The organism is Lentzea alba (assembly GCF_047445655.1).
GTDB classification, from domain to species: domain Bacteria; phylum Actinomycetota; class Actinomycetes; order Mycobacteriales; family Pseudonocardiaceae; genus Lentzea; species Lentzea alba_A.
The window spans coordinates 267,778-293,278 of record NZ_JAJAEG010000009.1 but is presented as its reverse complement, the minus strand read 5'-3'; the positions used below and the strand labels follow the sequence as shown (position 1 = coordinate 293,278).

Below are 25,501 nucleotides of genomic sequence, written 5' to 3'. Positions count from 1 at the left end.
CCGCACCGGACGCGGTCATGCGGCGGCCGATGTGATCACCGAGCTCAGGCAGGTACCACTACGGTGATCTCTGTGCGGTTCACGGTCTTCGGCGGCGTCTCGGCGTGGGTTGACGGCCGCGCGGTCGAGTTCGGCCCGACGCGGCTCGCCGCCGTGCTCGGTGTCCTGCTCGTCGAGGCCGGCCACACCGTCAGCGCCGATGACCTCGTCGAACGCGTGCTCGGGGACGCGCCGCCGACCCGCGCACGCGCGATGGTGCAGACGTGGCTGACCCGGTTGCGGCAGACGTTGCCCGGCCTGCTCGAACGCGACGGCGCCGGCTACGTGATCCGCGTCGACCCGGTGGAGGTCGACCTGCACCTGTTCCGGCACCTGGTGCGGACCGGCCGGACCGCGGAAGCGCTTGCGCTGGCCCAAGAAGAGCTCCTGTCCACACTGGACACCCCGTGGGCGCGCCAGGCGCGTGCGGACTTCGCCGGCGAGCTGCTGGCCGCACGCATGGACCACACCGACGCGCTGCTGCGTTCCGGCGAGCACGCGGCGCTGGTGCCCGACTTGCGAGCGCTGGTCGCACAACGCCCGTTGGACGAACGGATCGCCGGCCAGTTGATCGAGGCCCTGCACGGCAGCGGGCGTGCGGCGGAAGCGTTGCAGCACTTCGAGGTCGTACGTGAGGGGCTGGCCACCGAACTGGGTGCCGAACCGTCCCGGCAGCTGACGGCGCTGCACCGGCGTCTGCAGGCCGCGTCGGCGCCGCGGCAGCTGCCCGCGCCGCCCAAGCCGTTCACCGGCCGGGCGCTGGAGCTCGCGGAGCTGGACCAGGCCCCGAACGGCGTTGTGGTGATCACCGGCACCGGCGGGGTCGGCAAGACCTCGCTCGCCGTGCACTGGGCGCACCGGGCGGCGGAACGGTTCCCGGACGGGCAGCTCTACGTGAACCTGCACGGGTTCGGGCCGAGCGGCGCGGCGGTGAGCCCCGGCGACGCGCTGCTGCGGTTCCTGTCGGCGTTGGACGTGCCTCGGGCGAAGGTGCCGCACGACCTGGCCGGGCAGTCCGAGCTGCTGCGGGACACGTTGGCGGACAAGCGGGTGCTGATGGTGCTCGACAACGCCACCGACGCGGACCAGGTCGAACCGCTGCTGCCGCGCGGGACGCACACGCACGTCGTGATCACCAGCCGGACCGCTCTCCGACCCGCCAGGAAAGCGTTTTCCCTCCCGCTCGGCCTGCTGCCGCCCGACGACGCCCGCGAGCTGTTCGCCAGCCGGGTCGGTCACGAGCGCGCCCAGGCCGAGCCGGACGCGCTGGACACCGTCGTGCGCCGCTGTGCCCGCCTGCCGCTGGCGCTCGCGGTGGCCGGGGCGCGTGCGGCGACCCAGCCGGAGTTCCCGCTGGCGGCGCTGGCCGACGAGCTGGCGGACCTGGACGCGTTCGCCGACGACGATGACGTCACCGCGGACCTCAGGTCCGTGTTCTCCCACTCCTGCCGGGCACTGAGCCCGGCGGCGCTGCGGTTGTTCCGGATGCTGGGCCTGATGCCGGGATCGGACATCAGCCTGGCGGGTGCCGCGTCCCTGGCCGGGCTCCCGCTGGAGGCGACTTCGTCCCTGCTGACCGAACTGGCGAGAGCCAACCTGCTCGACGAGTCCGTACCGGGCCGCTTCACGTGCCACGACCTGCTGCGCGACTACGCCGCGGAACTTGCGCACGACGACGAACGGGACGAGGCGCTGCACCGGCTGTTCGACCACCTCGCGCTGACCGGGGTCGAGGCAGGTCTGGTCTACACGCCGACCCGTCACCGCCCGGCCGCACCAGAACCTCTGGCAGGTGTCGTGATCCCGCCGATCACCACGCACGAGGAGGCATCCGCGTGGTTGATGGCGGAGCATCCGACGTTGATGGCCGCGATGCCGCACGGAACCCCGACCCACACGTGGCTGATGGGCTGGTCACTGGCGGACATCCTCGACCGGCAGGCGCTGCACCGAGATCTGCTGACGTCACAACAACTCGCCGTCGCCGCGCTCGAACAGCTCGACGACCGCGACGGGCTCGCCCGCACGTTGATCAACCTGGGCCGCGGCTTCGGCCGGATGGGCAGGCTCGACGAGGCCACGGCCGCACTGCACCGGGCGCTGGACGCCCACGAGGGCAACCCGGCGGGCCAGGCCCAGGTGCTGCTGAACATCGCGATGCTGTGCCCGGACGACAAGATCCCCGAGGCGATCGAGTACACCAAGCGCGGGCTGGCGTTGTTCGAGTCGTGCGGCGACGAGTACGGCCAGATCAACGCGTTGACCGGGTTGGCCTGGGGCTACGGGAAGATCGGCGAGTACGCGCTGGCAATCGAGTACGCCGAGCGCGTGATGCCGATGTGGCGGGCCATGGACCACGTCCTGGGCCAGGCCGAGACGTGGGACAACCTGGGCACCGGCTACTTCGGGCTGGGCGACTACGAGCGCGCCGCCGAGGCGTTCACCGAGGCCTGCAACGGTTTCCGGCTGGGCGGCGACCGTCAGCTCGAAGCCGCCGCCTACGACGAGCTCGGCGACACCCACGCGGCCGCGGGTGACGCCGAGCTCGCTTCTGCCGCTTGGCTTCGGTCGATCGAGCTGCACGTCGAGGCCGGCCTCCCAGCCGACCACATCCGCCTGAAGCTAAAGCCCGAACGCCAGTAGCACGTGCCCGTGCGGATTCACGTAGTCCGAGTAGTAACCGGACTGCACGTAGACCACGCCGTCGGACACCACCGCACCTGTGCCAGGTCCGGCCATCATGCCGCCGCGCCCGGTCAGTCCGTTGACCGCTGTGACGTCCTGGATGGTGTCGTGCGTCCACAGGATCTTGCCGGTCTTGGCGCTGTAGGCCCGGAACTTGCCGTCAGCCGCGCCCAGCCACACCACACCGGGCGTGCTGGACACCGGAACCCCGTGCGCCGGAGCACAACCGGGCTGCCCGGCCGCGCCACCGGTGGAGCAACCGTCGGCGGGTGCCGGGGTCTCCCAGAGGACTTGTCCAGTGCCCGGATCCACCGCGAACAGCTTGCCGGGATCGGCGTAGTAGGTAGCGATGTAGAGCCGTTTGCCGTCGTAGCTCGATCCCCACTGGATGCCCGAGATACCACCGCTGGGCAACGGAACGCCCAGCTGCCGACGCCACACGACCTGGCCCGTCCTGGCGTCGAACACGTGGTACACCCCGGACTTCTGCCCGACGCCGACGAGCTGCCTGCCGTTGACCTCGAACAGGTTCGGGGTCGCACCGATGTCGTAGTCGAGGTTGGTGCCGTCCTTCAGCCCGGGGCAGTACCCCTCGGGATCCGGTTCGTTGCAGGCCCAGCGCCACGTGTCGGCGTCGGTGACCTGGTTGGTCCACTTCACCGCGCCGGTGCGGGCGTTGAGCGCGAGCAGCGAGTCGAACTCGCCACCCTTGCCGGTGTAGTTCTGCCCGGTGCCGACGTAGAGCGTGCCGGTCCTGCGGTCGATCACCGGCGAGCTCCACACCCCGACGCCCGACGGCTCGAACCGCTTGGCGCCGTTGGGCCACGTGCCGACCTCGACGGGTTCCGGCACCGTGTAGTGACGCCAGACCAGCGCACCGGTGTCGATGTCGTAGGCGTCGATGTGGCCGCGGAACGTGCAGCACGGGTAGTCACGCGGCAGCACGTTCTCACTGCTGGACGTACCGACGTACACGAGTCCGTTGTGGACGATCGGCGAGCTGGTGGTCATCGAGGCGATGGTGTCGTCCATCTGGACCTGCCAGCGCTTCTGGCCGGTCCGCTGGTCGAGCGCGAACAACCGGCCCGCGCTGTCGCCGAAGAACACCTTGCCGTTCGCGACCGTCGGCCCGTCCGAGTTGTACGCGGGCCGGTTGGCCGCCGGGAGCGCGAACTCCCACTTCTGTGCGCCGGTGCGAGCGTTGCGGGCGTGGAACTTGCCGTCGGGGCTGCCGAAGTAGATGGTGTCCCCGACCACGGCCGGCTGGCTGCGGACGTGGTTGACGTCGCCCTTCGGGTAGGCGAAGGCCCACTTCAGCTTGAGCTTGCCGGCGTTGCCCGCGTTGATCCGCCACTCGGCCGCGTTGTGGCGGGATCCGTTGAGGTCCTTCTGCCACCCGGCCCAGTCACCGGAGGCGTGGGCGCCGGCGGGTGAGGTGGTCAGCACTACTAGCGCTGCGGACAGCAGCGCTGTGGTCTTGAGCATGGAATTTCCCCCTTCCACCACCAACCCTGGCAGTGGCGGAAGGGTGCCGCGACCACCCAAAGTCTCGAAGAGGCTTAACCGATCGGTTGATGCGCCGTGTCCGGCAGGTCCAGATGACCCGCGAACCCGCAGAACCGCTCCGCCAGCGGCCCCCGGCGCGCATCGACCTGACGCCACAGCTCCAAATGCCTCTCAGGCGAGCCCTGGCGCGCCACCACGACCACGAAACCCTGCCGCGCCAACACCGGCCCCAGCAGGTCCGCCCCGCGTGGCTCGACGACCACCAGCGGACGCGACCCGACGAGCGTGCGAGGCGAGTGCACCGAACCCACGAGGTCCCCGGCCACGTAGTCCATCCGCGTCACCGCGGGCCGGTACTCCCGCACCGACGTCTTGGCCGCGGTGCTCGGCGCGGTCAGCACCACGAACGCGACGGCGAGCAGCACTCCGATCGCTCTGGGCACCATGGCCACGATCTCACCGGCCGGATGTGCGCCGGAGGTCCGGACTTTGTCACGGTTTTGCCACAGTGGCCGCTTCCACGCCGTCCAGCAGCACTCGCAGGCCGCCTTGGAAGTTCTCCAGGGCGTCGTTCTCCAGGTACGGCAACTCGGGGTCGACGGGCTCGCGGTCGTTCTCCAGCAGGTGCAGCATCGGGAACTTCTTCTCGAGGTCCGGCTCGATCTCCAGCAGCACGGCGGACCGCGCGTACCACCACTCCTCGTCCGCCTCGCCGGTCGCGCCACCGGCGGCACGGGCCTCGACGACCGTCTGGGCGGCGCCGCGCACGAAGTAGTTGATGGCACCGACGATGCCGCGCAGTTCACGGCCGGGCAGACCGGTGGTCACCAGGATCGCGGCCAGCGACTCGATCACGGCGAACTCGTGCGGCCCCAGGACCGGGCGGGCCTGCGACACCTGCAGCACCCACGGGTGGCGGCCGTAGAACTCCCACATGTCGTGCGCCCACCGCGTCACGGCGGGGCGCCAGCCGTCCTCCAGCGAGTACGACGCCGGCAGCTCGGCCATCGTGCGGTCGTACATGAGGTCGACCAGCTCGTTCTTGCCGGGCACGTACGTGTAGAGCGCCATCGCCGTGCGTCCCAGCCGCTCCCCCACCGCGCGCATCGAGAACGCCATGCCCTGCTCGTCGGCGACCGCGATGGCGGCGTCGACGATGGAGTCCACGCTCAAGCCGGGCTTCGGGCCTGGGCGTACATCCGAAGCACCAGAACCGCGCCAGAGCAGCTCGATCGAACGGCGCGGGTCGCCCTGACCTGCGTAGACGACCACGGTTGCAACTCCTTACAGCGTAAAGTAGCCTTGCCGGTCGATACTTTACGCTATAAAGAATCAACGGGGGAACAGCTGTGAACGCTGTCGCAGACAGCCATGACGTGATCCAGGTCCGCGGGGCCAGGGAGAACAACCTCGCGGACGTGTCGCTCGACGTCCCCAAGCGCCGCCTGACCGTCTTCACCGGCGTGTCCGGCTCCGGCAAGTCCTCGCTGGTCTTCGGCACGATCGCGGCCGAGTCGCAGCGCATGATCAACGAGACCTACACCGCGTTCCTGCAGTCGTTCATGCCGTCGATCGGCCGTCCGGACGTCGACTCGCTGACCAACCTGAGCGCGGCGATCATCGTCGACCAGGAGCGGATGGGCGCCAACTCCCGTTCCACCGTCGGCACCGCGACCGACGCGCACACCATGCTCCGGATCGTGTTCAGCCGCCTCGGTGAGCCGTACGTCGGCACCTCCGGCGCGTTCAGCTTCAACCTGCCCGAGGGCATGTGCCCGACGTGCGAGGGCCTGGGCAAGGTCACGACGATCGACGTGGACGCGATCGTCGACCGCTCGAAGTCGTTGAACGACGGCGCGATCGACGCCCCGAACTACGGCGTCGGCACCTGGTACTGGCAGGTGCTCGCGAACTCCGGCCTCTACCCCGCGGACAAGCCGATCGCGGAGTTCACCGACCAGCAACTGCAGGACTTCCTCTACAAGCCGACGACGAAGCTCAACGTCGGTGGCACCAACGTCACGTACGACGGCCTGATCCCGAAGCTGCAGCGGACGATCCTGTCCAAGGACCGCGAGTCGATGCAGCCGCACATCAGAGCGTTCGTCGACCGCACGATGACGTTCGCGGCGTGCGGGGACTGCCACGGCGCCCGGCTCAACGAGGCGGCACTCAACTCGAAGATCCGCGGCGTCAACATCGCCGACTGCTGCGCCATGCAGATCAGCGACCTCGCGGAGTTCGTGCGCTCGCTCGACGAACCGTCGGTGGCACCGCTGCTGGCGACGCTCAGGGAGACGCTGGACTCGCTGGTCGAGATCGGCCTCGGCTACCTCTCGCTCGACCGCGAGTCCGGCACGCTGTCCGGCGGCGAGTCGCAGCGCGTGAAGATGGTGCGGCACCTGGGTTCCTCGCTGACCGACATCACCTACGTGTTCGACGAGCCGACCGTCGGCCTGCACCCGCACGACATCCAGCGGATGAACAACCTGCTGCTCCGCCTGCGCGACAAGGGCAACACCGTCCTGGTCGTCGAGCACAAGCCGGAGACCATCGAGATCGCCGACCACGTCGTCGACCTCGGCCCCGGCGCCGGCGTGAACGGCGGCCACCTCTGCTACTCCGGCGACGTGGCCGGGCTGCGGACCTCGGGCACGCTGACCGGGCGGCACCTCGACCACCGCGCCAAGTTGCGGCCGGAGTTCCGCTCCCCCAAGGGTTTTCTCACGATCAGCGGCGCCCGGACCAACAACCTGAAGGACGTCTCGGTCGACATCCCGACGGGAGTGCTGACCGTGGTCACCGGCGTGGCGGGCTCCGGCAAGAGCTCGTTGATCCACGGCTCGCTGCGCAAGCGGCCGGGCGTCGTGACGGTCGACCAGTCGGCGATTCGCGGGTCGCGCCGCTCCAACCCCGCCACCTACACCGGACTGCTCGACTCGGTGCGGACCGCGTTCGCCAAGGCCAACGGCGTGAAGGCGGCGTTGTTCAGCGCGAACTCCGAAGGCGCCTGCACGCACTGCAAGGGCATCGGCCTCGTCTACACCGACCTGGCGATGATGGCCGGCGTCGCGACCGTGTGCGAGAAGTGCGAGGGCAAGCGGTTCACCCCCGAGGTGCTGCGCTACACGTTGCGGGGCAAGAACATCAGCGAGGTGCTCGGCATGTCCGTGGCCGAGGCGCGCGAGTTCTTCCCCTCCGGCCAGGCCCGCACGGTCCTCAGCCGCCTGCACGACGTGGGCCTCTCGTACCTGTCACTGGGCCAGCCACTCACGACGTTGTCCGGCGGCGAGAGGCAACGCCTCAAGCTCGCCATCCACATGGCCGAGAAGGCCGCGACGTACGTGCTGGACGAACCCACCTCCGGCCTGCACCTCGCGGACGTCGACCAGCTCCTGGGCCTCCTCGACCAGCTCATCGACTCCGGCAACACGGTGATCGTGATCGAGCACCACCTGGCCGTGATGGCGCACGCGGACTGGATCGTCGACATGGGTCCCGGCGCAGGCCACGACGGCGGCCAGGTCGTCTTCTCCGGCACGCCAGGTGACCTCGTCGCCTCTTCCGGCACGCTCACCGCCCAGCACCTGAAGGAGTACCTGTCATGAGCCTGCTGACAGTGCGCGAGGTGCTGCCCCTGACCCCGCGCATGGTGCGGATGACGTTCACCGGAGACGGGCTCACCGAGGTCGGGAACTGGCCGGACCAGCAGCTGAAGCTGTTGTTCCCCAAGCCCGGCGGATCCGCGGAGGTGTCGTCTTCGGAGGACGTCGGCAGCTGGTACCAGGCCTATCTCGCGATCCCCGAAGCCGAACGGCCGTGGATGCGCAGCTTCACCGTGCGCGCGTTGGTCGATGGTGTGCTGACCGTGGACTTCGTGCTGCACGGTGACAGCGGCCCTGCCTCCGCGTGGGCCGCTTCCGCTCAGCCGGGCGACGTGATCGGACGGTTCGGGCCCTCCCCCGACTACGCCCGGCCACTCGGCACCGCGGACCTGCTGGTGTTCGCGGGCGACGAGACGGCGTTGCCCGCGATCGCCTCACTGCTGGAGCTGCTGCCCGGTTCGCAGGAGTGGCTGGCGTTCGTCGAGGTCGCGGATCCGTTGGAGGAACAGGACATCCCCGGCGTGCGGTGGGTGCACCGCAGCGCCGGGGAGGACCTGGTCTCGGTGGTGACCACCGCCGACGTGCCGCCTTCCGCCTGGGTGTGGCTGGGCGGCGAAGCCTCCGCGGTGCGCGCGCTGCGGAGACACTTCGTCGGGCTCGGCGTGTCCAAAAAGGACATCGAGTTCGCCGGTTACTGGAGGCGCGCCCTGACCCAGGACGACGCCCCCACCACCGACGACCTCGCCGAGGCCCAGGAACGGATCGCCGCGCTCAGCGAGTGACCACCAGGACCGCGCTGTGGGCCGGCACGTCGACCGTGGTCTTCGTGCCGGTCACGCGCACGTGCTTGGGCTTCGGCGTGAACTTCGCGTTCTTCTCCACCTTCGAGCCGCCGATGGTGATCTCCTTGGAGTCCAGCGCGGGCGCCGTCAGCACGTAGACGCTGGCGTTGCGGGCGTTCTTGGGCAACGTGATCGTCGCGGTCACCGCACCGGCGGTCTTGTTGTTGACGAACGCGTTGTTGCCGATCCCCCACGCCGTGACGTCCTCCGCGCCGGTGACCTTGGCCGCGTGGTAGGCGCCGGTTCCCGCCAGCTTCCACAGCAGCTCACCGTAGTAAACCGCCTGCACACCAACGGGTTTGAGCCCGTCGTAGCGGATCGGCGAGTAGTGCAACGGGAACTGCGTCGACGTGCCGCCGTGGAAGTTGATGCCCGAACCCTGCCGCGCCGCGACGCCCGACATGTAGTCGAGCGACCACAACGCCGCCGCCTGCACGTTGCTGACGCCGTCCTTGCCACCGTGGAAGTAGTTGTTCGCCTCGGTGACGCGCCACTGCGGGATCTTGTGGTTCAGCATCGCCTTCTCCATCGCGGCCGAGATGTTCGGCAGGCGGCCGGAGGAGTTGGACGCCAGCATCTTCGTGATGTCGGCCTCGGTGTTCTTCGCGATGTACACGTGCGTGGACACGATGCTCGCGCCCCGGTCCTTCTGCGTGCGGGCGAAGTCGTCCGCCCACGAGCTGCTGTTCGCCTGGCCGGGCCCGTCGAACTGCGCTCCCGGCACCTTCGCCCTGATCGCGTCGGCGTACTTGGTGAACAGCGCCTCGTACTCGGGCCACGTCTTGACGTAGACGTTCGGCTCGTTGCCGATCTCGAACGCCACCAGGTCCTTGCCGAGGATCCGCGCGGCGACCGCCGCCTCGTCCGCGGCGGCCTCCGGCGTGTTCGTCTTGAGGTTGATGCCGTAGATGACCTTCCACCCGGTGGCCTTCGCGAACAGCGACAGCTCCTGGATGTCCTGCGGCGCGACCTCGGTCGCCTTGCCACCGGTGCCGGCCGGGTTCCAGGTGGTCATGTCCACGAGGTTGCCGCCGATCCGCAGCAGGCTGGGCCCGAGTAGCCGGAAGAGCCGGACCAGGTCGGCGTTGCGCGCGTTGAACATCCGCGCGCCGACCCGGTCCTTCTCGTAACTGAAGCCGGCGAAGTCCTTGCCGACCTGGCTCTTGCTCGCCGGGTCCACCTGCACGCTCACCGCCGGCGCCGCCTGGGCTGGTGCACTGCCGCACATGACCAACAGGGCCGCTACGACCACTGCTCCACGCATGGGAGTCCCTTCGTCGGGTGGCGGCAGGCCCTACCTTAGATCGGATGTTTGCGGAATTCGAGCACCGAATGGTCACCCGCAACTTCGGTTACTCCCGCAAGCTGGAGACCATGCGGTTTTGCCAGCTTCTCCAGCTCTTCGACGCTGCGCTCGCGCCCGCCGAAGTGCACCAGCATGACCAGGTCCATCTCAGTCGCCGCACTCACACCTCGGATGGCTTCGACGACGACCAGCCGCCCGCTGGTCGGCATCGCCTCAGCACAACGGGCCAGGATGCGCCCGGCCTCGACGTCGTCCCAGTCGTGCAGGACGTCGAACAGCAGGTAGGCATCACCTTTGGGCAGTGGATCGAAGAAGCTGCCCGCGGTCGCCTTCGCGCGGTCTCCGAAGCCGCTCAAGTTCTGCCGGGCCGCGTCGACCTCAAGATCGACGAGATGCCCGCGGGTGTCCGGATGCGCGGCGAGCACGGCGGCGAGCAGGTCACCGGGCCCGCCTCCGAGGTCGACGATCGTCCCGAACCGCGACCAGTCGACCGCCGCGACGAACTTCGGCACCCGCTGCCGGACCCGCCAGGTCATCTGCCGGTCGAACGCCTCACGCAGGTGCGGCAGTTGTTTCAGATCGGTCCAGAAGTCCTGCCCGTAGCGCAGCGGGTAGGCGGGCTCGCCGGTCTTCACGCTGTGCGCCAGGTCGACGAACGCCAGATCAGCGCGCCCGGCGGCGGTGTCGTGGTGCAGCAGGTTGTGCAGCCCGTTGCCGGCGTCTTCGCAGAGATTCGCGCCGAACTCGGTGGTGCGATAGCCGCTCTTGGTGCGTTCGACGACGTTCAGCGTGACGAGGTGCCCGAGCAGCAGCTCCAAGGCGCCTGCGTCGATGTCGAGCTCGGCCGCGACCTTTGCGGCCGGCGCGTCGGTGCGCAAGCGGTCCGGCAACCCGAAAGTCACCGCCACCCGCAACGCCATCGGGGTCACCAGTCCGGCCATCTGTCGAAGCGTCTGCACGTCATCGGTCACGTAGATCAACCCTGCCACGCCTGACAACTGCATTTCGGTCAACACTGAAGCAATAGGGTCCACTAGTTCGTGTCCCGCGACGCTTACCGTGTCCACATGAGGACCAACTGGGCGGGCAACGTCACGTTCACCGCGGCCGAGGTGGCAACCCCCGCGACCGAGGACGACCTGCGCCTGGTCGTCCGCGACGCGACCGCCGTCCACGTGGTCGGCTCAGGCCACTCGTTCAGCCCGATCGCCGACACCGCAGGCACCCTCGTGTCCCTGGCCGCCATGCCCCAGATCTTCGAGGTCTCCGGCACAACCGTCCGTGTCAGCGCCGGCACCACGCTCGCCACCCTCTCGGTGCTCCTGGAGTCCGCGGGCCTGGCCCTGCACACCCTCCCGTCACTCCCGCACATCACCATCGCCGGCGCGATCGCCACCGCCACCCACGGCTCCGGCTCCCAATCCCTGGCCGGTGCCGTCCGTTGCGTTGAGGTCATGCGCGCCGACGGCTCTCTGGTCGAACTGACCTCAGCAGGCGCCCCCGTGTCACTGGGCGGTCTGGGCGTCGTCGTGTCGGTGACCCTCGACGCGGTGCCGACGTTCCAGGTGGCGCAAACCGTCTACGAGGACGTCGCCTGGACCACCCTGCTCGGCTCACTGGAACAGATCTTCGACGGCGCCTACAGCGTGAGCGCGTTCGTCGACTGGCAGGGCGGCGCAACCCTGTGGGTGAAGCACCGCGTGGGCGACCCGCCGTTCCCCTTCCCGGGGCGTGAGGCGGACGGCCCTCGGCACCCCGTGGTCGGCCAGCCGCCCTCCCGCTGCACAGTGCAGGGCGGTGTGCCCGGTCCTTGGCACGAGCGTCTCCCCCACTTCCGCGCCGAGTTCACCCCGTCCGTGGGCGAGGAACTGCAGACCGAGTACTTCGTCCCCCGCACCCGCGCGGTGACTGCGTTGCGGGCGTTGGCGGAGATGTCCACGGTCATCTCCCCGTTGGTGCAGGCTTGTGAGATCCGCACTGTTGCGGCCGAGCCGCAGTGGCTCAGCCCTGCCTATGACCGCGACAGCCTGGCGATCCACTTCACTTGGGTGCCGAACAGTCCTGCGGTGCTTGCCTTGCTGCCTCGGCTGGAGGAGGCCATCGCGCCGCGGCCGCACTGGGGCAAGCTCTTCACGGTGCCGCCCACGTTGCTCGCCGCTCGGTATCCGCAGTGGGAGGCTTTCCGGGCTTTGCTTCGGGAACACGACCCGAAGGGCGTGTTCCGCAACGACTTCCTGACCCGCTACCTGGGGTCGACGGCGTCGAGCTGACGCCGCAGCAGGTCGGCCTCCGGCCCGCTCAACCGGGTCAGCAATCGGCGCGCTTCTTCTCGATTGGCGCGGGATTCGCCGGGGTTGTGGATCCGGTGAGCCTCCGCGAGTCCGATCAGTGCGCGCACCTCGCCTGCGCGATCACCAGCGCGGAGAGACATCCGGTGCGCCTCAGCGAACGCCTCCAGCGCGAGATCTCGGGATTGATCATCGAGCCGCAGGTTCCCCATCGCCTCCCACAGCCTGGCCTTGCCCGCATGGTCGTCCGAGGCGAGCGACGGCAGGAATCTCGCAAGCTCCTGGTATGCGGTGTCCGCTCCGTGAGCGACTTGCTGCACCCGAGCGAGCTCGATCGAGATGTCGACGCGGTCCTGCGGCTCGGTCGCTTCATCGCGAGCACGCCGCAGAAAGTCCACCGCACTGTCATCTTGCGAGTTGTCGGCCGCCAGGTAAGCGAGCAGGCGCAGCGCGGCGACCCTGTAATCGGCCGGTAGCGCTGCCATCTCGACGGTGGTCCGCAGCAAGAAGTCCGCTTGCTCCACCTGGCCCTGATCGGCCTTCATCGCTCCCAGCTCGAACGTGAGCACGGCCGCAAGCTCGTCGTTTCCTTCACTGAACCGGAGTGCCTTGATCATGTGGTCAGAGGCAAGCTCGTAGTTCGTGTTGCGCCTTTCGATGTACCCAAGCGCTCGGTACACCAATGCGCGCTCCACATCGGTGGTGCTTCCCTTCAGCGCCACTTCGAAGTGGCGTGCCGCGAGTACAAGATCGTCTTTGTTGGTGTAGATCTCGCCGAGCAGCCGATGCGCGTGATAGGCCGGCCGTGAGTCTGGTGACACGTGACCGAGAACTCGCTGCAGGTCGTTCTCGGCTTGGTCGAACCGCCCGAGGTCCACAGCCAGCCGTGCGAGCTGCAGCACCGAAGCGAGGGGCGATTCCACCGTCGTGGTCGCGCGATCAGCCAACTCGTACGCACCACGATAATGACCCAGGTGCCGCAGCCACGATGAGGCTCTGACCAGCACCGACTCCCAGTGCGATCCTGCGGCCTCGGCAGGCAGCATGCGCACCACGTCCACCGCCATCGACGCGATGTCATCCGAGGCGTGGACTCTCGGTACCGACGCCAGCGCGCGAAGCACGTCGGTTCTGGACGCGGCCACGACGATCACAATCCGGGTGGGGTCGAGTTGGACCTCGTCGAGAATCTCCTGAACACCGGCCGAAATACGCGCAGGCGGATCAACGATGACGAAGTGCCTGGCAACGCTCAGCTCAGCCGACCGGCCGTGCATCGTCTGCACACCCAACGCCTTTAGCCCGTCGGTGAGCTGCTCGGCACGCGCGGAGGTGCCGTGCACGAGCACGTCGTAGCGGAATCCCGACCCAGCAGTGCGCTGACCGCCCTCGCGCGCCGCGGACACATACGTATCGCGGTTGCTGACCAGAACATCCGCATCCGACAGTCCATGTGCAAGCAACGCCGCGATGTTGTCCATGAAGTAGGAGACCGTCTCGGGGTTGCCACTGCGTTCGCCCACCACGGCGATCTCTTCACCGAAGCTCCAATACGGCAGGTAGGGCACGGTGGTGCGCTCTACCAGTCCCAGCTCCAGCTGATCGTCGTTCTGGTCGGTCGGCAGCCAGCTCGTGTAGAGCGGGGCGAGTTGCTCCGCCATTGTGGTCCGCCACGTCCGAGCCCGTTCGTACTCCTCCCGGCCGTCGAAGCGCGACAGCACAGGCAGGTAGAGGAGGCCCGCCCGGTCATAAGGCAGCCGATCGCGGGCAGCCGCCGCCCGCTTGGCCACATCCAGTGTGCCGACGAGGTTCTGCCGGTTCGGCGCGACGCACAGGACCAGGACGTCCGGCAGCTGGGCCGTGCAGATGCCGCCGATGTCGGTCACGCCCGTCCGGCTGTCGATCAGCACGAAGTCGAAGTACTCCTCCCACTCCTCGCGCATCTTCTCGAACCGCCAGCCCAGGTCGTGCTCGGCGAAGAGATCCGGCCACGACAACGCTTGCGCGCGATCCGCGTAGCTCTCGTCCATGCGGCCGGCAGCAAGCAGATGCAGGTCAGTGGTCTCCGGCACGGCAGGAGACACCACGACGTCGGTCCACTCCGCTTCCCCGGTGATCACTTCTGCCAAGCCACCGTCGATCGCTTGGTTGAGGAACGGCCGGAAGTACTCGTGCAGACCGGGTGCGTCGAGGTCGAAGTCGACGCACAGCACGCGGTTGCCCCAGCGGGCGAGCTGGACCGCGACGTTGGCGAGGCAGAACGAACGGCCAACGCCGCCCTTGTAGGAGTAGAAGGTGACGATCACGGTCGCCTCACAGCCTTGGCAGCGGGCCGGGCGGCACCGACTTCGGATCCAAGGCCGGCCGCACCACCCGCCACGCCGGGTCCCACGGTGGCACTTCGTCAACGCGTTTCGCCACCTCGACGGACAGCTCCTGCACGGCGGTGTAGAAGTGTTCGTACTCCCTCGACCTGCTGTAGGTCTCGTAAGGCAACGGCTTGTTCCACGGCGTGAAGTCCCGTTGCTGCGTGGCCTGTGCCTCCGGCGGGTAGTGCTGCCCGTCGGCGAACTTGACGGGCAGGACGAGATGCCTCGGGTGGTCGGCGCTGTCGTACCCGAGCATCCGGTGCCGCTCGAGCATGCTGTTCCACTCGGCACAGCACCACTCCGACCGGAAGTACGGCGGCGAGAACACAGCGACCATCACCTTCGACCGCAACAACGCGCGTTCGAGGTTCTGGGGCCACACGACCCCGGTCTCCTGGTTCCAGTCCACGAAGATCCGGGGTTCGTCGGCCATCTCGTTACCGAGCCATTCCTTCAGGGCGCGGTAGAAGTGCTCCCGCACCCACACGTCGCCGCCACCGCGGCGCGTGTAGCTGAGGAAGACGTCGAACTCGTAGCCCACGGCCCTCACATCGGGATCTTCCCGAGAGGTATTACGAGTCTTCACCCTTCTGGCGCAGCGCCTCCAGCTCCTCGTCCGAGAACCCGTACGTCGTCACCACCGTCATCTTCGGGCAGGTGATCAACAACCCGGGCCCCCACTCCTCGACCACGTACCCGCGCTGGTTCGGAGACTCGAAGAACGGCTTGCCCGAAACGCCAAGAGAAACCTCACGCGGCCAGAACAGCGTCCGACGAGCGACCCCGGGCTGGAACTCGTGCGCGAACTTCAGCTGGTGCAGGAAGGTGATCCAGCCCTCGGTGATGTCGTCGTAGTAGTCGTCCCACTCAGGCGACGTGCCCTTGGGCGCCCGAGTCAGCACGATCCGCGTGCCCTCAGGAACCGAACTCAACGTGAACGTGTCGTGCCCCTGCACGGTCAGCGTGCGGTCGCCCTCCTCCGCGTGCGAGAAGAAGATCAGGTCGATCTCGGCTTCCAGCTCGGGGGCGTCCCAGCCGTGCCAGTGGAAGATCTTCTCCTTGTCGCGGAACGACTGCCAGACCTCCTCTACGGGGGCGGCGACTGTGATCTCAATGCGGACGCCGTCGGCGTCGCTCTCGTGGAAGATCATGAGGAGACTCCTGGGTGGCCCAGTGCGACCACCCGGTAGGGGCGGCCGGATTCGGTGTCGTACTTCAAGGCGATCTGCCGCACCGCTTCGGCCAGGTCGCTGGTGAACTCGTGGACGTCGCCGGGCTCGCCGAAGCGGACCGTGGTTTCGACGGTGAAGGTGAGCAAGCGCTTTCCAGCCGAAGCCGCCGCCGAGGACATCCGCTCGACCTGAGCAGAGACATCAGAGGCGACCGACACCAGATGCGTTGCGGCGAACTGGTCCTGGACGTCTGCGGACACCGCACCCCCAGGGCGAGCGCGCAGGACGCGTTCCACGCAGCCGCGGCGTTGGCGTTCCTCGACCAGCTCGACCAGTCCGGCCTGTTCCAGGGCGCGCACGTGGTAGTTGACCCGTTGGCGCGGCAGATCCAGCACCGCCGCGAGCTGGGTCGCCGACGCGGGCGACTTCAGCAGCTCCAGCAGCGAACGGCGCAACGGTGACAGCTCCACGTGTAGCACGGTCTCATTTGACAAATTCATTTGTCAATACCGGAACTCGACCGGAAACAGGTAGGTTCGTTGACGGTTGCAACAAACCAGCCCCACCCTGTGACCCGTGAGAACCCCCCTGCTGGTGGCAGCGTTGGCAGCAGCGGCGATCGTTCCTGTGTGGACGGTTGCGGCGCAGGCCGACGTAGTGCCCGGAACCGCTTATCAAGTGACGAACGTCGGCAGCGGAAAGTGCGTGGAGTCGCTGGGCACGGCCAACGGCGCACAGCTCCGCCAACAAGGATGCTCTGGGCAGACGTGGACCTTCACGGCCACGAGCGACGGCTACTTCACCGTCGGCCAGGGTCAGGTGTGGGACGTCTCGAACGTGTCCACCGCGGACAACGCGCCGATCCACATGTGGCAGTCCTTCAGCGCCAACAACCAACAGTGGCGCCCCGAACAGGTCGGTACCGACACCTACCGGTTCGTGAGCCGGCACAGCGGCAAGTGCCTCGACGTGCCCGGCGCGTCGACCAGTGACGTCCAGTTGGTGCAGTACACCTGCAACGGCACCAACGCCCAGGCCTTCAAACTGACCACCGGAGGCAACCCGCCCGACCCCGGCCAGCCCGACTTCGGCCCGAACGTGCTGATCTTCGACCCGTCGATGTCCGCCAGCACGATCCAGGCGCGGCTCAACGACATCTTCCGGCAGCAGGAAGAGGGTCAGTACGACGCGCGCCGGTACGCGATCATGTTCAAGCCGGGCAACTACAACGTCGACGTCAACATCGGCTTCTTCACCCAGGTGCTCGGGCTCGGCCTGAACCCGAACCAGGTCAACATCAACGGCCAGGTGCACGTCGAGGCCGACTGGTTCGAGGGCAACGCGACGCACAACTTCTGGCGTGGCGCCGAGAACCTCGCGATCCGGCCGCCGGGTGGCACCAACACCTGGGCCGTCTCGCAGGCGAGTGCCATGCGCCGCACGCACGTCTACGGCAACATGCAGCTCGACGACAACGGCTGGTCCAGCGGTGGTTTCCTCGCCGACTCCGTGGTGACGGGCCAGGTCCGCTCCGGCAGCCAGCAGCAGTGGCTGTCGCGCAACACCGAGTGGGGCTCGTGGACCGGTGAGAACTGGAACATGGTGTTCGTCGGTGCCCGCAACGCCCCGCAGACCACGTTCCCCGAGCCGCCGTACACCAACGTCGCGCAGACCCCTGTCGTCCGTGAGAAGCCGTTCCTGAACATCGACGGCAGCGGCAAGTACAGCGTGTTCGTCCCGGCGCTGCGGTCCAACACCAGCGGCACCACCTGGGCGAGCGGCAACCAGCAGGGCACGAACATCCCGCTGTCGGACTTCTTCGTCGCCAAGCCGGGTACGAGCGCGGCGACGATGAACCAGCAGCTCGCGGCGGGCAAGCACCTGCTGCTCACGCCGGGCATCCACCAGGTGAGCGAGCCGATCCGCGTCACCCGTCCGGACACCGTGGTGTTCGGTCTCGGACTCGCGACCGTCATGCCCACCAACGGGAACATGGCGCTCGACGTGGCCGATGTGGACGGTGTGAAGGTCGCGGGCATCCTGATCGACGCCGCCCCGACGAACTCCCCGTTGCTGATGCAGATCGGTGCTCCGGGCAGCTCGGCGCGGCACCAGGCCAACCCGATCTCGGTGCACGACCTGTACGTGCGCATCGGCGGTTCGGCCATCGGGCGGGCCACGACCTCGTTGGTGGTCAACAGCCACGACGTGATCGGCGACCACCTCTGGCTGTGGCGCGGTGACCACTCCTACGGCGTCGGCTGGGACGTGAACCGGGCCGATACCGGGTTGATCGTCAACGGCAACAACGTGACGATGTACGGACTCTTCGTCGAGCACTACCAGAAGTACCAGACCATCTGGAACGGTCAGGGTGGCCGGACGTACTTCTACCAGAACGAGATGCCGTACGAGGCGCCGAACCAGGCGGCGTGGATGAACGGCTCGACCCGCGGCTACGCGGCCTACAAGGTCGCCAACCACGTCACGTCGCACGAGGCGTGGGGTCTGGGCAGCTACATCTTCGCCAACGCCAACCCGAGCGTGGTGGCCGACAGGGCGTTCGAGGTGCCGAACAACCCGAACGTCAGGTTCCACAGCATGGTGACGATCTCGTTGGGCGGTAAGGGAACCATCGAGCGAATCATCAACAACTCGGGCGGCCGCGTGACGGCCGGCTCCACCGAGGCCTACCTGGCGCATTACCCGTGATGTTCCACTGAGCGGTTTTCGACTGCGCATCCCCGTGCTCCGGTCCGCATAGACTGGAGCATGGGGATGTTCACCGAGCAGTTGCAGCTCATCGAAGCCTTGAATCCGGTCTACAACGCGTTGACCTCTGTGTTCGACCTGCCCGATGTGCCGGACCAGCCGGACGGCCCGCTCGCCGGAGTGGCGTTCTCGGTCAAGGCCAACATCGACGTCGCCGGTGCCGCCACCACGCACGGCATGAAAGCGTTGGCGGGCAACATGAAAACCGCTGATGCGCCGATCGTCGCACGGCTGCGGGCCGCCGGTGCCACACCAATCGCGCACGCGAACATGCCGACGCTCAACGCGCGCGGCATGCACACGTACAGCGAGCTGGCCGGGCACACCATCAACCCGTGGGACGCCACGAAATCACCAGGCGGCAGCTCTGGCGGTGACGCGGTCGCGGTGGCAACGGGCATGGTGCGGTTCGGGATCGGCAACGACGGCGGCGGTTCGCTGCGGCTGCCGGCGTTCCTGAACGGCATCTGCGCGCTCAAGCCCAGCTACGGCCGTTATGCGCAGGGTGCGATCTACGGGCAGCTCGATCCGTCGTTCCCCACCCAGGTCATGACGGTCGAGGGTCCGTTCGCCCGCACGACCGCCGACCTGCGGCTGATCCACGGGCTCCTGTGCGGGGCGGATCCGGCTGATCCACGAGCGGTGCCGGTCGCCGCCGATGGACCGCCTGCACCGAAGATCGCCGGGTTCATCCCGGGCGACCCCACCGTCGAGGAAGCGGCGAAACGGCTGATGGACGCAGGTTACGAGGTCGAACCGGTCGAGGCGCCGCGCGTCGACGAGGCCTCGGAGCTGTCCATGCGGATGGTCGCCACGCCGATCGCGCTGGGCTACGAGCAGTTCGCCGCGTTCGCCGGTGAGGACGTCGCCCAGTACGCCCGCCACCTGCTGGAGGTGCGTCCAGGACTGGACCTCGCGGCGTTCATCGAGGTGACGAGCACCCGGCTGGCCGTTCAACGGGAGTGGGCACAGCTGCTCGACCGCTACCCGGTGGTGATCGGGCCCGTCAGCACGATCCCGTCGTTCGAACCGGACCAGGACCGGCGCAGCGCAGCCGATCTGGAGGCCTACTTCGAGGCGATGAAGCTGTGCGAGGCGACCAGCTTCGCCGGGCTGCCGGCGGTCGCGGTGCCGACGGGGCTGCGCGACGGGCTGCCGACCGGCGTCCAGGTGATCTCCCGGATGTACCGGGAAGACCTTGCCCTGGACGCGGCGGCAGTCCTCGAAACTCCGCTCAGGCCAGCCGTTTCGGCCGGTTGATCTTCATCTCGTCCATGTCGGTGACGGTGGCGCGCAACCCCTTGAAGTCGACGCCCAGCGCGTCGAGGGCAGTGGTCGCGCGCCGCAGTCCCGCATCGTCTGGCCTGTCCTCAGCCGAGAGGATCACGCGGTAGCTGAAGAAGTCGAGCTTCTCGTCGAACGTCAGCGCGCCTTCCTCGCTGAACCCGCCGCTGCGCAGGAAGTCGAAGCCCTTCAGGTGCTCCTGCAACGAAGTGCGCTGGTCGGGAGTGAGGTCGGCGAACCGGCCGCGGACGAGTACTCGGTAGGTGTGTTCAGCCACGAGAAAACATCGTGGCCGAACACCCGCCGGTCTGGCGAACGATTTCCGGGGTGCGGAAGAATCATGGTCCATGAACGCAAAAGAGCTGGTCACGCGCATCCGGACGGAGCTGCACCCCGGTGAGCACGACAACCTCGTGGTCAAACTGATCGAAACCGGACAGGCTCCGCGCGCCGTGATCGCCACGTTCGCCGCCGAGGAGAACCACATCGTGTCGTCGGACTGGCGAACATTCCTCACACTCGCGGCCAAGGCCGAGGAGCCGAACGCGCGGGCGTTCTTCACGCTGCTCGCGGGCGGCGAGGAACTGGTGCTTCCGATGCTGGAGCCGCTCGCGAACGCGGCCGGCATGTCCTCCAAGGACTTCCACAACTACGAGCCGTTCCCCGGCTGCCAGGCCTACCCGGCCTACCAGGCGTGGATGGCGCTCAACGGCGAGCCGGCCGACGTGATCCTCGCGATCCTGGCCAACTTCACCGCGTGGGGCGGTTACTGCGCCCGCATGGCGAAGGGGCTGCGCGAGCACTACGACTTCAGCGACGAGGCGTGTGCGTTCGTCGACTTCTTCGCGACTCCCGCGCCGCAGCTGGAAGAACGCGCGATCGCGGCGGTGCAGGCGGCGCTGGACGGCGGGTGGCAGCCGAAGCACGCGTGGCGCTACGGCCGCCTCCTGCAGGCCTACGAGCTCCAGTTCTGGTCCACGCTTGCCTAAGCCGTGACCTGGACTGAGTAGCTGTACTCATGACATCCCGAGCGTCACGCAGGACGCTCGGGATCATGACTTCTGCCACATCGAATCACACACCGACGACCGCGGCGTTCTTCGTGCAGGCGGTCCTCTCGTTCGGGCTCTCGCTGACCGCCGTGGGCTTCGGAGTCGTGTTCCTTCCCGTTGACGGTTGGGTTCGCGCGTTCCTGGGCATCGCGATGCTGTACTCGATCACCTCGGCGTTCACGCTGGCCAAGGTCATCAGGGATCGGCAGGAGGACACCTACATCACCAGCCGGGTGGACAGAGCCAGGCTGGACAAGCTGCTGACCGACCACGATCCCTTCAAGATCGACGTGCCCTGACCGGGTTCACCTCGGCAGGTAAGCCCTGTGCTGCTTGGAGAACTCGTAGTTGTTGAACTTGTCCCAGTTGATCGACCACGTCATCAGGCCGCGCAGGTTCGGGTACACGCCCTTCGGCTTGTAGCTGCCGCAGTTCGACCCCTTCGTCAGGCAGTTCAACGCGGTGTGGACGTCGGCGACAGAAGTGAACCCGTTGCCCGCGGGAACCGCCGCGGGCAGGCCGATCGCGACCTGTTCCTGGCGCAACGGCGCGAAAACCTTCGACGTGTCGCCTCGCACCGGGAAGCCGGCGAGCACCATGTCGGCCATCGCGATGTGGAAGTCCGCGCCGCCCATGAAGTGCCACTGGTTGTCCAGTCCCATCACGGGTCCCGAGTTGTAGTGCTGGACGTGCAACAACGTCAGGTCGTTGCGCATCGCCTCGATCACCGGCAGGTACGCACCGGTGCGCGCGTCACCGCCGCCCGCGCCGCCGTAGAACTGGTAGCCGACCTGGACGAAGAACGTCTCCGGCGCCATCGTGAGCACGAAGTTGGCGCCATAGCGGGACTTCAGGCTGCGCAGCGCCGAGATCAGGTTCACGATCACCGGCGTGGTCGGGTTCTTGAAGTCGACGTCACCGGCGTTGAGCGACAGCGAGTGGCCCTCGAAGTCGACGTCGAGCCCGTTCAGGCCGTACTTGTCGATGATCGCGGACGCCGACCGCACGAACGCGTCGCGCGCCGCCGTGGTCTCCAGCCGCACCTGGCCGTTCTGGCCGCCGATGGAGATCAGCACCTTCTTGCCCTTGGCCTGCTGCGCCCGGATGCCCGCGATGAACTCGGCCTCGGACTCGACGTTCGGGCACTCGGCGACCGGGCACTGCGCGAACCGCAGCTCACCGCTCGTCGAGCTGGTCGGCTCGGCGAACGACAGGTTGATCACGTCCCACTCGTCCGGCACGTCGCTCATCCGGATGTAGCCGGAACCGTTGGCGAAGCTCGCGTGCAGGTAGCCGACGAGCACCTTGCGCGGCAGGCTGCCGGTGGGCGGCGGACCGGTCGTGGTCGTAGTCGTGGTGGTGGTTGTTGTCGTCGTCGTGGTGCTCGTGGAGGTCGGCGGGTTGCCACCGCCGGTGCACGCGGCGCCGTTGATCGTGCAGTTCGACGGATCCGCGGTGCCTGAGGCGTTGTAGCCGAACGTGACGCTGGCACCGGGCGCGACCGAGCCGTTGTACTCGCGGTTGCCGAACGCGTAGTGGTTGCCGCTCTTGGTGAGCAGCGAGTCCCAGTACGCACCGACCGACGTCGACGCCGGGTAGTCGAACTCGACCTTCCAGGAGCTGATGGGCGCGCTGGTCTCGTTCTTGATCGTCACCGTCGCGGTGTACCCGGTGGCCCAGGACTGCTTGGCGAACGTCGCCGTGACACCGGCGGCATTGGCAGGGGCGAGGCTGACGATCACGGTGCCGAGCACCAGTGCGGCCACCGCGGATATTCGGGCGAACAACAGCATGGTTGCTCCGATCCTGACGTGGCGGCCGGCAGGGGGTCATTCGAATTGGACTAGACCATCTAGGCGGAAGTCAAGGTCGTAGACTGCCCAGTCGTGCCTCACGCTCGTGCCTCCGACGGAACCGCGCTCTTCTACTCGGTCGAAGGTTCGGGCCCACCCCTGTTGCTCATCGCGGGCCAGTCGAACTCGTCCCGGTGGTGGTCACAGGTGCGGACGGCCTTCGCCGCCGAGTTCACGACGATCGTCACCGACCACCGCGGAACCGGTTCCAGCGACAAGCCCGACTCCCCTTACACCACCCAGCTGTTCGCCTCGGACTGCATCGCGATCCTCGACGACGCGGGCATCGGCGAGGCCCACGTCTACGGCACGTCGATGGGCGGCCGGATCGCTCAGTGGATCGCGGCCTCGCATCCTTCACGCGTCTCCCGGCTGGTCCTCGGCTGCACCTCCCCCGGCGGGCCGCACGGCATCGAACGCAGCGCCGAGGTGCGCAAGTCGTTGGCGCAGGTCGACCAGAAGAAGGCGCGTCAGGCGTTGATCGACCTGATGTACACGCCGGCCTACACCGGCCCGTACAACACGATCGGCGACCCCCGAATGCCTGCCTACACGCGCAAGCTGCACCTCTTCGCGAGCGCCGAGCACGACGCGTGGGACGTGCTGCCGTCGATCACCGCGCCGACGCTGGTGGTCCACGGAACCGAGGACATCTTCAACCCGACGGCGAACGCTCCGCTGATCACCGGGCGTATTCCGGGCGCGCGGATGCACCTGATCGAGGGAGCGCGGCACGGCTATTTCGAGGAGTTCGCGGACGCGGCCACGCCTCTCGTGGTGAACTTCCTGCAGGGCTGACTCTGGGGGATCCATGCGCAAGGTGCCGTTCGTCCTGCTCGTGCTGTCGTTGTTCGCTCTGCTGACCACACCGGCCACGGCCGCCGCCACGCTGCCAGGAGGCAAGACGAACTTCGTCGTGGCGCTCGGGTCGTTCAAGGCCGGCACCGAGCGGGACAACTGGGTGCGGCTGGGCGACTACACGTTCTCGACCACAGGCACCGTGACCGCGCGGACCTACCTCTGGTGGCAACGGCATCCCGCCGCGCGTCAAAGCACCGGCACAACGCCCAACGGCGATTGCTCCACGAACGCGCAGGCCGTCGGCCAAACCGTGGTGCGCGCCTGCCCGGTGCAGACCGCAGGCGGCTTCCTGCGCGCCCCGGACGAGACCAAGACGGGCACCTTCTCCGTCTCCGGCACGAAGCTGCACATCACCTGGCGGACCGATCAGACCTGGTCCGAGCAGTGGGCCATCACCGCTCGCGCCGACAACAAGCTCGTCCGGCTCGACCAGACGTTCAACTCCCTCGCCACGGCCGGTTACGCGTACGGCAGCAACGCCTCGCTGAACACCGGCCGTTCGATGCAGACGGTCCGGGACTACCCGGGCACGCTCATGCTGGACAAGGAGGAGTGGGCGCACGACAAGACCGGCCATCTGGAGAACCACCCGTTCGAAATCGGGAAGTACCGCACCTGCACGACCACGACCTGGTGCCTGACCTACCTCCTGACCAACCCGAAAGAGGCTTGCGCCGAAAAGCCCAGCTGCATCGGCACGGGCGGCGGCAGCGCGATCAACGACCGGTCGATCCAGAACTACATCCAGCGCATCGCGAGCGGCGACCGCCGGGACACGTGGTGGAGCTGGTGCACCTGCCTGACCAGGAACCCGGACGGCACCGACAAGGAGAAGTGCTACACCGGCAACTCCCACGTGAAGCCGATGCTGCAGATCCTCGACGACGACGGCGAATTCCACGGCTGGGTGGGCGTCGAGGCGTCGTTCTACCCGCGCAACGACTCCGCCGTGCCGCGTTCCCACGACATGCTCGCGGCGTTCCGGATCAGCGACTTCCGTTGATCAGCCCGTGACCCAGCGCAGGCCGCGCATCAACGCGTGGCCTGCGAACCGCACGCCCGTGGCCTCGGCGATCGGCAGGTAGGGCAGCCTGAGGGGGATCCGCGCCCACACCGGCAAGCTGGCCACCGCCGTCGCGGTGAGGATCGCGTACGGGCCTTTCGCTACGAACGGCAACGGTGCCTTGAGCAGCAGGAACCTGGCCGCTTCCCGAGCCTCGTGCGTGCCTTTGAGCTCCGGCCGGTAGGACTGCAGTCTCGTGTCGAGTTCGGCCTTGGTGCGCGGCGGATCCGGGATGCCCATCGCGTCGGCGATCACGGCCATGTCGGCGACGTACCCGTCGTAGTCGTCGAGCGGCTTGTCGCCGTACTTCTGGTGGCAGCGCAGGAAACTGTCGACCTCGGCCACGTGCACCCAGGCGAGCAGATGCGGGTCGTCGGCCCGGTACGGCCGCCCGTCCGGCGCCGTGCCGTAGATGTGCTGGTGGATGCGCCCGAGCCGTTCGACGGCTTCGAGGGCAGCCTTCTCAGTGCCGTAGGTGGTGGTGCCGACGAACAGGCTGGTGCGCTGCAACCGCCCCCACGGATCGGTGCGGTAGTCGGAGTGCTGCGCCACGGCCGCCATCGCCAACGGGTGCAACGACTGCAGCAGCAACGCCCGCAGCCCGCCGATGAACATGGCGTGGTCGGCGTGGACGTGCCGGATCGGGCGGTCGTCCGCGAACATGCGCGGGCCCGGGGTCTCGTGGATCCGGCGGGCGTGTTCCTGCCGGTCGGGTCCGGCGACCTTCTCGAAGAGGCCGTCGCTCAGCTGTCGCCGCAGTGCTTCCAGCATCCACCCATGATGCGGCGCGGCAGCTGAGAAAGG

General features: G+C 67.8%; 22 protein-coding genes. 10 read left to right on the top strand and 12 right to left on the bottom strand.

Annotated elements, in window-relative coordinates; genetic code table 11:
* Positions 1–72: 72 nt before the first annotated feature.
* Positions 73–2,682: a BTAD domain-containing putative transcriptional regulator gene (locus LFM09_RS17425; RefSeq protein WP_414097497.1), complete on the top strand. Its 2,610-nt coding sequence runs from the start codon at positions 73–75 to the stop codon at positions 2,680–2,682.
* Here the strand turns inward: LFM09_RS17425 and LFM09_RS17420 are convergent.
* The 3 genes from LFM09_RS17420 to LFM09_RS17410 all read right to left on the bottom strand — a co-directional run bounded on the left by LFM09_RS17420 (position 2,662) and on the right by LFM09_RS17410 (position 5,502).
* Entirely contained in the window at positions 2,662–4,209 is a 1,548-nt protein-coding gene (locus LFM09_RS17420) for a PQQ-binding-like beta-propeller repeat protein (protein WP_414097496.1), read from the bottom strand. The two genes, LFM09_RS17425 and LFM09_RS17420, sit on opposite strands and share 21 nt — an antisense overlap.
* A gap of 74 nt (positions 4,210–4,283) precedes the next feature.
* Entirely contained in the window at positions 4,284–4,676 is a 393-nt protein-coding gene (locus LFM09_RS17415; protein ID WP_414097495.1) for a hypothetical protein, read from the bottom strand.
* Between the two features lie 46 nt (positions 4,677–4,722).
* Positions 4,723–5,502, bottom strand: coding sequence for a TetR/AcrR family transcriptional regulator (locus tag LFM09_RS17410; RefSeq protein ID WP_414097494.1), 780 nt, complete (start codon positions 5,500–5,502; stop codon positions 4,723–4,725).
* A 77-nt stretch (positions 5,503–5,579) separates the two neighbouring features.
* On the opposite strand from LFM09_RS17410, the gene LFM09_RS17405 reads away from it, so the two are divergent.
* Both LFM09_RS17405 and LFM09_RS17400 read left to right on the top strand, forming a co-directional pair.
* Complete coding sequence (locus LFM09_RS17405) at positions 5,580–7,838, top strand: ATP-binding cassette domain-containing protein (protein WP_414097493.1); 2,259 nt, start codon at positions 5,580–5,582, stop codon at positions 7,836–7,838.
* Positions 7,835–8,617 carry a siderophore-interacting protein gene (locus LFM09_RS17400; RefSeq protein ID WP_414097492.1) on the top strand — a complete coding sequence of 261 codons (783 nt, stop codon included), beginning with the start codon at positions 7,835–7,837 and terminating at the stop codon, positions 8,615–8,617. The genes LFM09_RS17405 and LFM09_RS17400 overlap by 4 nt, the downstream gene beginning before the upstream one ends.
* Here the strand turns inward: LFM09_RS17400 and LFM09_RS17395 are convergent.
* Both LFM09_RS17395 and LFM09_RS17390 read right to left on the bottom strand, forming a co-directional pair.
* Positions 8,607–9,941, bottom strand: a complete 1,335-nt coding sequence (locus LFM09_RS17395; RefSeq protein ID WP_414097491.1) for a glycosyl hydrolase family protein — start codon at positions 9,939–9,941, stop codon at positions 8,607–8,609. The two genes, LFM09_RS17400 and LFM09_RS17395, sit on opposite strands and share 11 nt — an antisense overlap.
* Positions 9,942–9,976: 35 nt before the next feature.
* Positions 9,977–10,972 carry a methyltransferase gene (locus tag LFM09_RS17390; RefSeq protein ID WP_414097490.1) on the bottom strand — a complete coding sequence of 332 codons (996 nt, stop codon included), beginning with the start codon at positions 10,970–10,972 and terminating at the stop codon, positions 9,977–9,979.
* 78 nt (positions 10,973–11,050) lie between these two features.
* Here LFM09_RS17390 and LFM09_RS17385 point away from each other — a divergent pair, with 78 nt between their 5' ends.
* Positions 11,051–12,253: an FAD-binding protein gene (locus LFM09_RS17385; RefSeq protein ID WP_414097489.1), complete on the top strand. Its 1,203-nt coding sequence runs from the start codon at positions 11,051–11,053 to the stop codon at positions 12,251–12,253.
* Here LFM09_RS17385 and LFM09_RS17380 read toward each other — a convergent pair.
* Genes LFM09_RS17380 through LFM09_RS17365 form a run of 4 tightly spaced genes read right to left on the bottom strand, consistent with a single transcriptional unit; the run spans position 12,226 to position 16,282 of the window.
* Positions 12,226–14,577 (bottom strand): KGGVGR-motif variant AAA ATPase, encoded by a 2,352-nt coding sequence (locus tag LFM09_RS17380; RefSeq protein ID WP_414097488.1) that lies wholly within the window; start codon positions 14,575–14,577, stop codon positions 12,226–12,228. The two genes, LFM09_RS17385 and LFM09_RS17380, sit on opposite strands and share 28 nt — an antisense overlap.
* Positions 14,578–14,584: 7 nt before the next feature.
* Positions 14,585–15,190: a TIR domain-containing protein gene (locus LFM09_RS17375; RefSeq protein ID WP_414097487.1), complete on the bottom strand. Its 606-nt coding sequence runs from the start codon at positions 15,188–15,190 to the stop codon at positions 14,585–14,587.
* 22 nt (positions 15,191–15,212) lie between these two features.
* A complete protein-coding gene (locus tag LFM09_RS17370; protein ID WP_414097486.1) occupies positions 15,213–15,791 on the bottom strand; it encodes an SRPBCC family protein in 579 nt (192 codons plus the stop codon).
* A complete protein-coding gene (locus LFM09_RS17365; RefSeq protein WP_414097485.1) occupies positions 15,788–16,282 on the bottom strand; it encodes a helix-turn-helix domain-containing protein in 495 nt (164 codons plus the stop codon). The genes LFM09_RS17370 and LFM09_RS17365 overlap by 4 nt, the downstream gene beginning before the upstream one ends.
* A gap of 106 nt (positions 16,283–16,388) precedes the next feature.
* On the opposite strand from LFM09_RS17365, the gene LFM09_RS17360 reads away from it, so the two are divergent.
* Together LFM09_RS17360 and LFM09_RS17355 are read left to right on the top strand one after the other, a co-directional pair.
* The gene (locus tag LFM09_RS17360) at positions 16,389–18,524 is read left to right on the top strand and encodes an RICIN domain-containing protein (protein WP_414097484.1); all 2,136 of its coding nucleotides are present in this window, start codon (positions 16,389–16,391) and stop codon (positions 18,522–18,524) included.
* A gap of 60 nt (positions 18,525–18,584) precedes the next feature.
* Positions 18,585–19,844, top strand: coding sequence for an amidase family protein (locus LFM09_RS17355; RefSeq protein ID WP_414097483.1), 1,260 nt, complete (start codon positions 18,585–18,587; stop codon positions 19,842–19,844).
* On the opposite strand, the gene LFM09_RS17350 is transcribed toward LFM09_RS17355, so the two are convergent.
* Positions 19,819–20,145 carry a DUF6204 family protein gene (locus LFM09_RS17350; protein WP_414097482.1) on the bottom strand — a complete coding sequence of 109 codons (327 nt, stop codon included), beginning with the start codon at positions 20,143–20,145 and terminating at the stop codon, positions 19,819–19,821. The genes LFM09_RS17355 and LFM09_RS17350 overlap by 26 nt on opposite strands.
* A 70-nt stretch (positions 20,146–20,215) precedes the next feature.
* Here LFM09_RS17350 and LFM09_RS17345 point away from each other — a divergent pair, with 70 nt between their 5' ends.
* Entirely contained in the window at positions 20,216–20,857 is a 642-nt protein-coding gene (locus LFM09_RS17345; RefSeq protein ID WP_414097481.1) for a transcriptional regulator, read from the top strand.
* Positions 20,858–20,922: 65 nt separating this feature from the next.
* Positions 20,923–21,219 carry a YiaA/YiaB family inner membrane protein gene (locus LFM09_RS17340; RefSeq protein WP_414097480.1) on the top strand — a complete coding sequence of 99 codons (297 nt, stop codon included), beginning with the start codon at positions 20,923–20,925 and terminating at the stop codon, positions 21,217–21,219.
* A gap of 6 nt (positions 21,220–21,225) precedes the next feature.
* Here LFM09_RS17340 and LFM09_RS17335 read toward each other — a convergent pair whose 3' ends face one another.
* Positions 21,226–22,713, bottom strand: coding sequence for a chitinase (locus LFM09_RS17335; protein WP_414097479.1), 1,488 nt, complete (start codon positions 22,711–22,713; stop codon positions 21,226–21,228).
* A gap of 93 nt (positions 22,714–22,806) precedes the next feature.
* Between LFM09_RS17335 and LFM09_RS17330 the strand changes: the two genes are divergently transcribed.
* Together LFM09_RS17330 and LFM09_RS17325 are read left to right on the top strand one after the other, a co-directional pair.
* Positions 22,807–23,571 carry an alpha/beta fold hydrolase gene (locus LFM09_RS17330; protein WP_414097478.1) on the top strand — a complete coding sequence of 255 codons (765 nt, stop codon included), beginning with the start codon at positions 22,807–22,809 and terminating at the stop codon, positions 23,569–23,571.
* Between the two features lie 13 nt (positions 23,572–23,584).
* On the top strand, positions 23,585–24,637 hold the full coding sequence (locus LFM09_RS17325) for a hypothetical protein (RefSeq protein WP_414097477.1): 1,053 nt from the start codon (positions 23,585–23,587) through the stop codon (positions 24,635–24,637).
* Here the strand turns inward: LFM09_RS17325 and LFM09_RS17320 are convergent, their stop codons facing one another.
* Positions 24,638–25,468, bottom strand: a complete 831-nt coding sequence (locus tag LFM09_RS17320; RefSeq protein ID WP_414097476.1) for an oxygenase MpaB family protein — start codon at positions 25,466–25,468, stop codon at positions 24,638–24,640. It lies immediately after the preceding gene.
* Positions 25,469–25,501: the final 33 nt, after the last annotated feature.

Bases quoted from the DNA above. Each gene is read 5' to 3' on its own strand.
- LFM09_RS17385 (WP_414097489.1), top strand. From the start codon at position 11,051: ATGAGGACCAACTGGGCGGGCAACGTCACGTTCACCGCGGCCGAGGTG.
- LFM09_RS17340 (WP_414097480.1), top strand. From the start codon at position 20,923: ATGACTTCTGCCACATCGAATCACACACCGACGACCGCGGCGTTCTTC.
- LFM09_RS17400 (WP_414097492.1), top strand. From the start codon at position 7,835: ATGAGCCTGCTGACAGTGCGCGAGGTGCTGCCCCTGACCCCGCGCATG.
- LFM09_RS17335 (WP_414097479.1), bottom strand. From the start codon at position 22,713: ATGCTGTTGTTCGCCCGAATATCCGCGGTGGCCGCACTGGTGCTCGGC.
- LFM09_RS17325 (WP_414097477.1), top strand. From the start codon at position 23,585: ATGCGCAAGGTGCCGTTCGTCCTGCTCGTGCTGTCGTTGTTCGCTCTG.
- LFM09_RS17420 (WP_414097496.1), bottom strand. From the start codon at position 4,209: ATGCTCAAGACCACAGCGCTGCTGTCCGCAGCGCTAGTAGTGCTGACC.
- LFM09_RS17415 (WP_414097495.1), bottom strand. From the start codon at position 4,676: ATGGTGCCCAGAGCGATCGGAGTGCTGCTCGCCGTCGCGTTCGTGGTG.
- LFM09_RS17395 (WP_414097491.1), bottom strand. From the start codon at position 9,941: ATGCGTGGAGCAGTGGTCGTAGCGGCCCTGTTGGTCATGTGCGGCAGT.
- LFM09_RS17370 (WP_414097486.1), bottom strand. From the start codon at position 15,791: ATGATCTTCCACGAGAGCGACGCCGACGGCGTCCGCATTGAGATCACA.
- LFM09_RS17355 (WP_414097483.1), top strand. From the start codon at position 18,585: ATGGGGATGTTCACCGAGCAGTTGCAGCTCATCGAAGCCTTGAATCCG.
- LFM09_RS17320 (WP_414097476.1), bottom strand. From the start codon at position 25,468: ATGCTGGAAGCACTGCGGCGACAGCTGAGCGACGGCCTCTTCGAGAAG.
- LFM09_RS17345 (WP_414097481.1), top strand. From the start codon at position 20,216: ATGAACGCAAAAGAGCTGGTCACGCGCATCCGGACGGAGCTGCACCCC.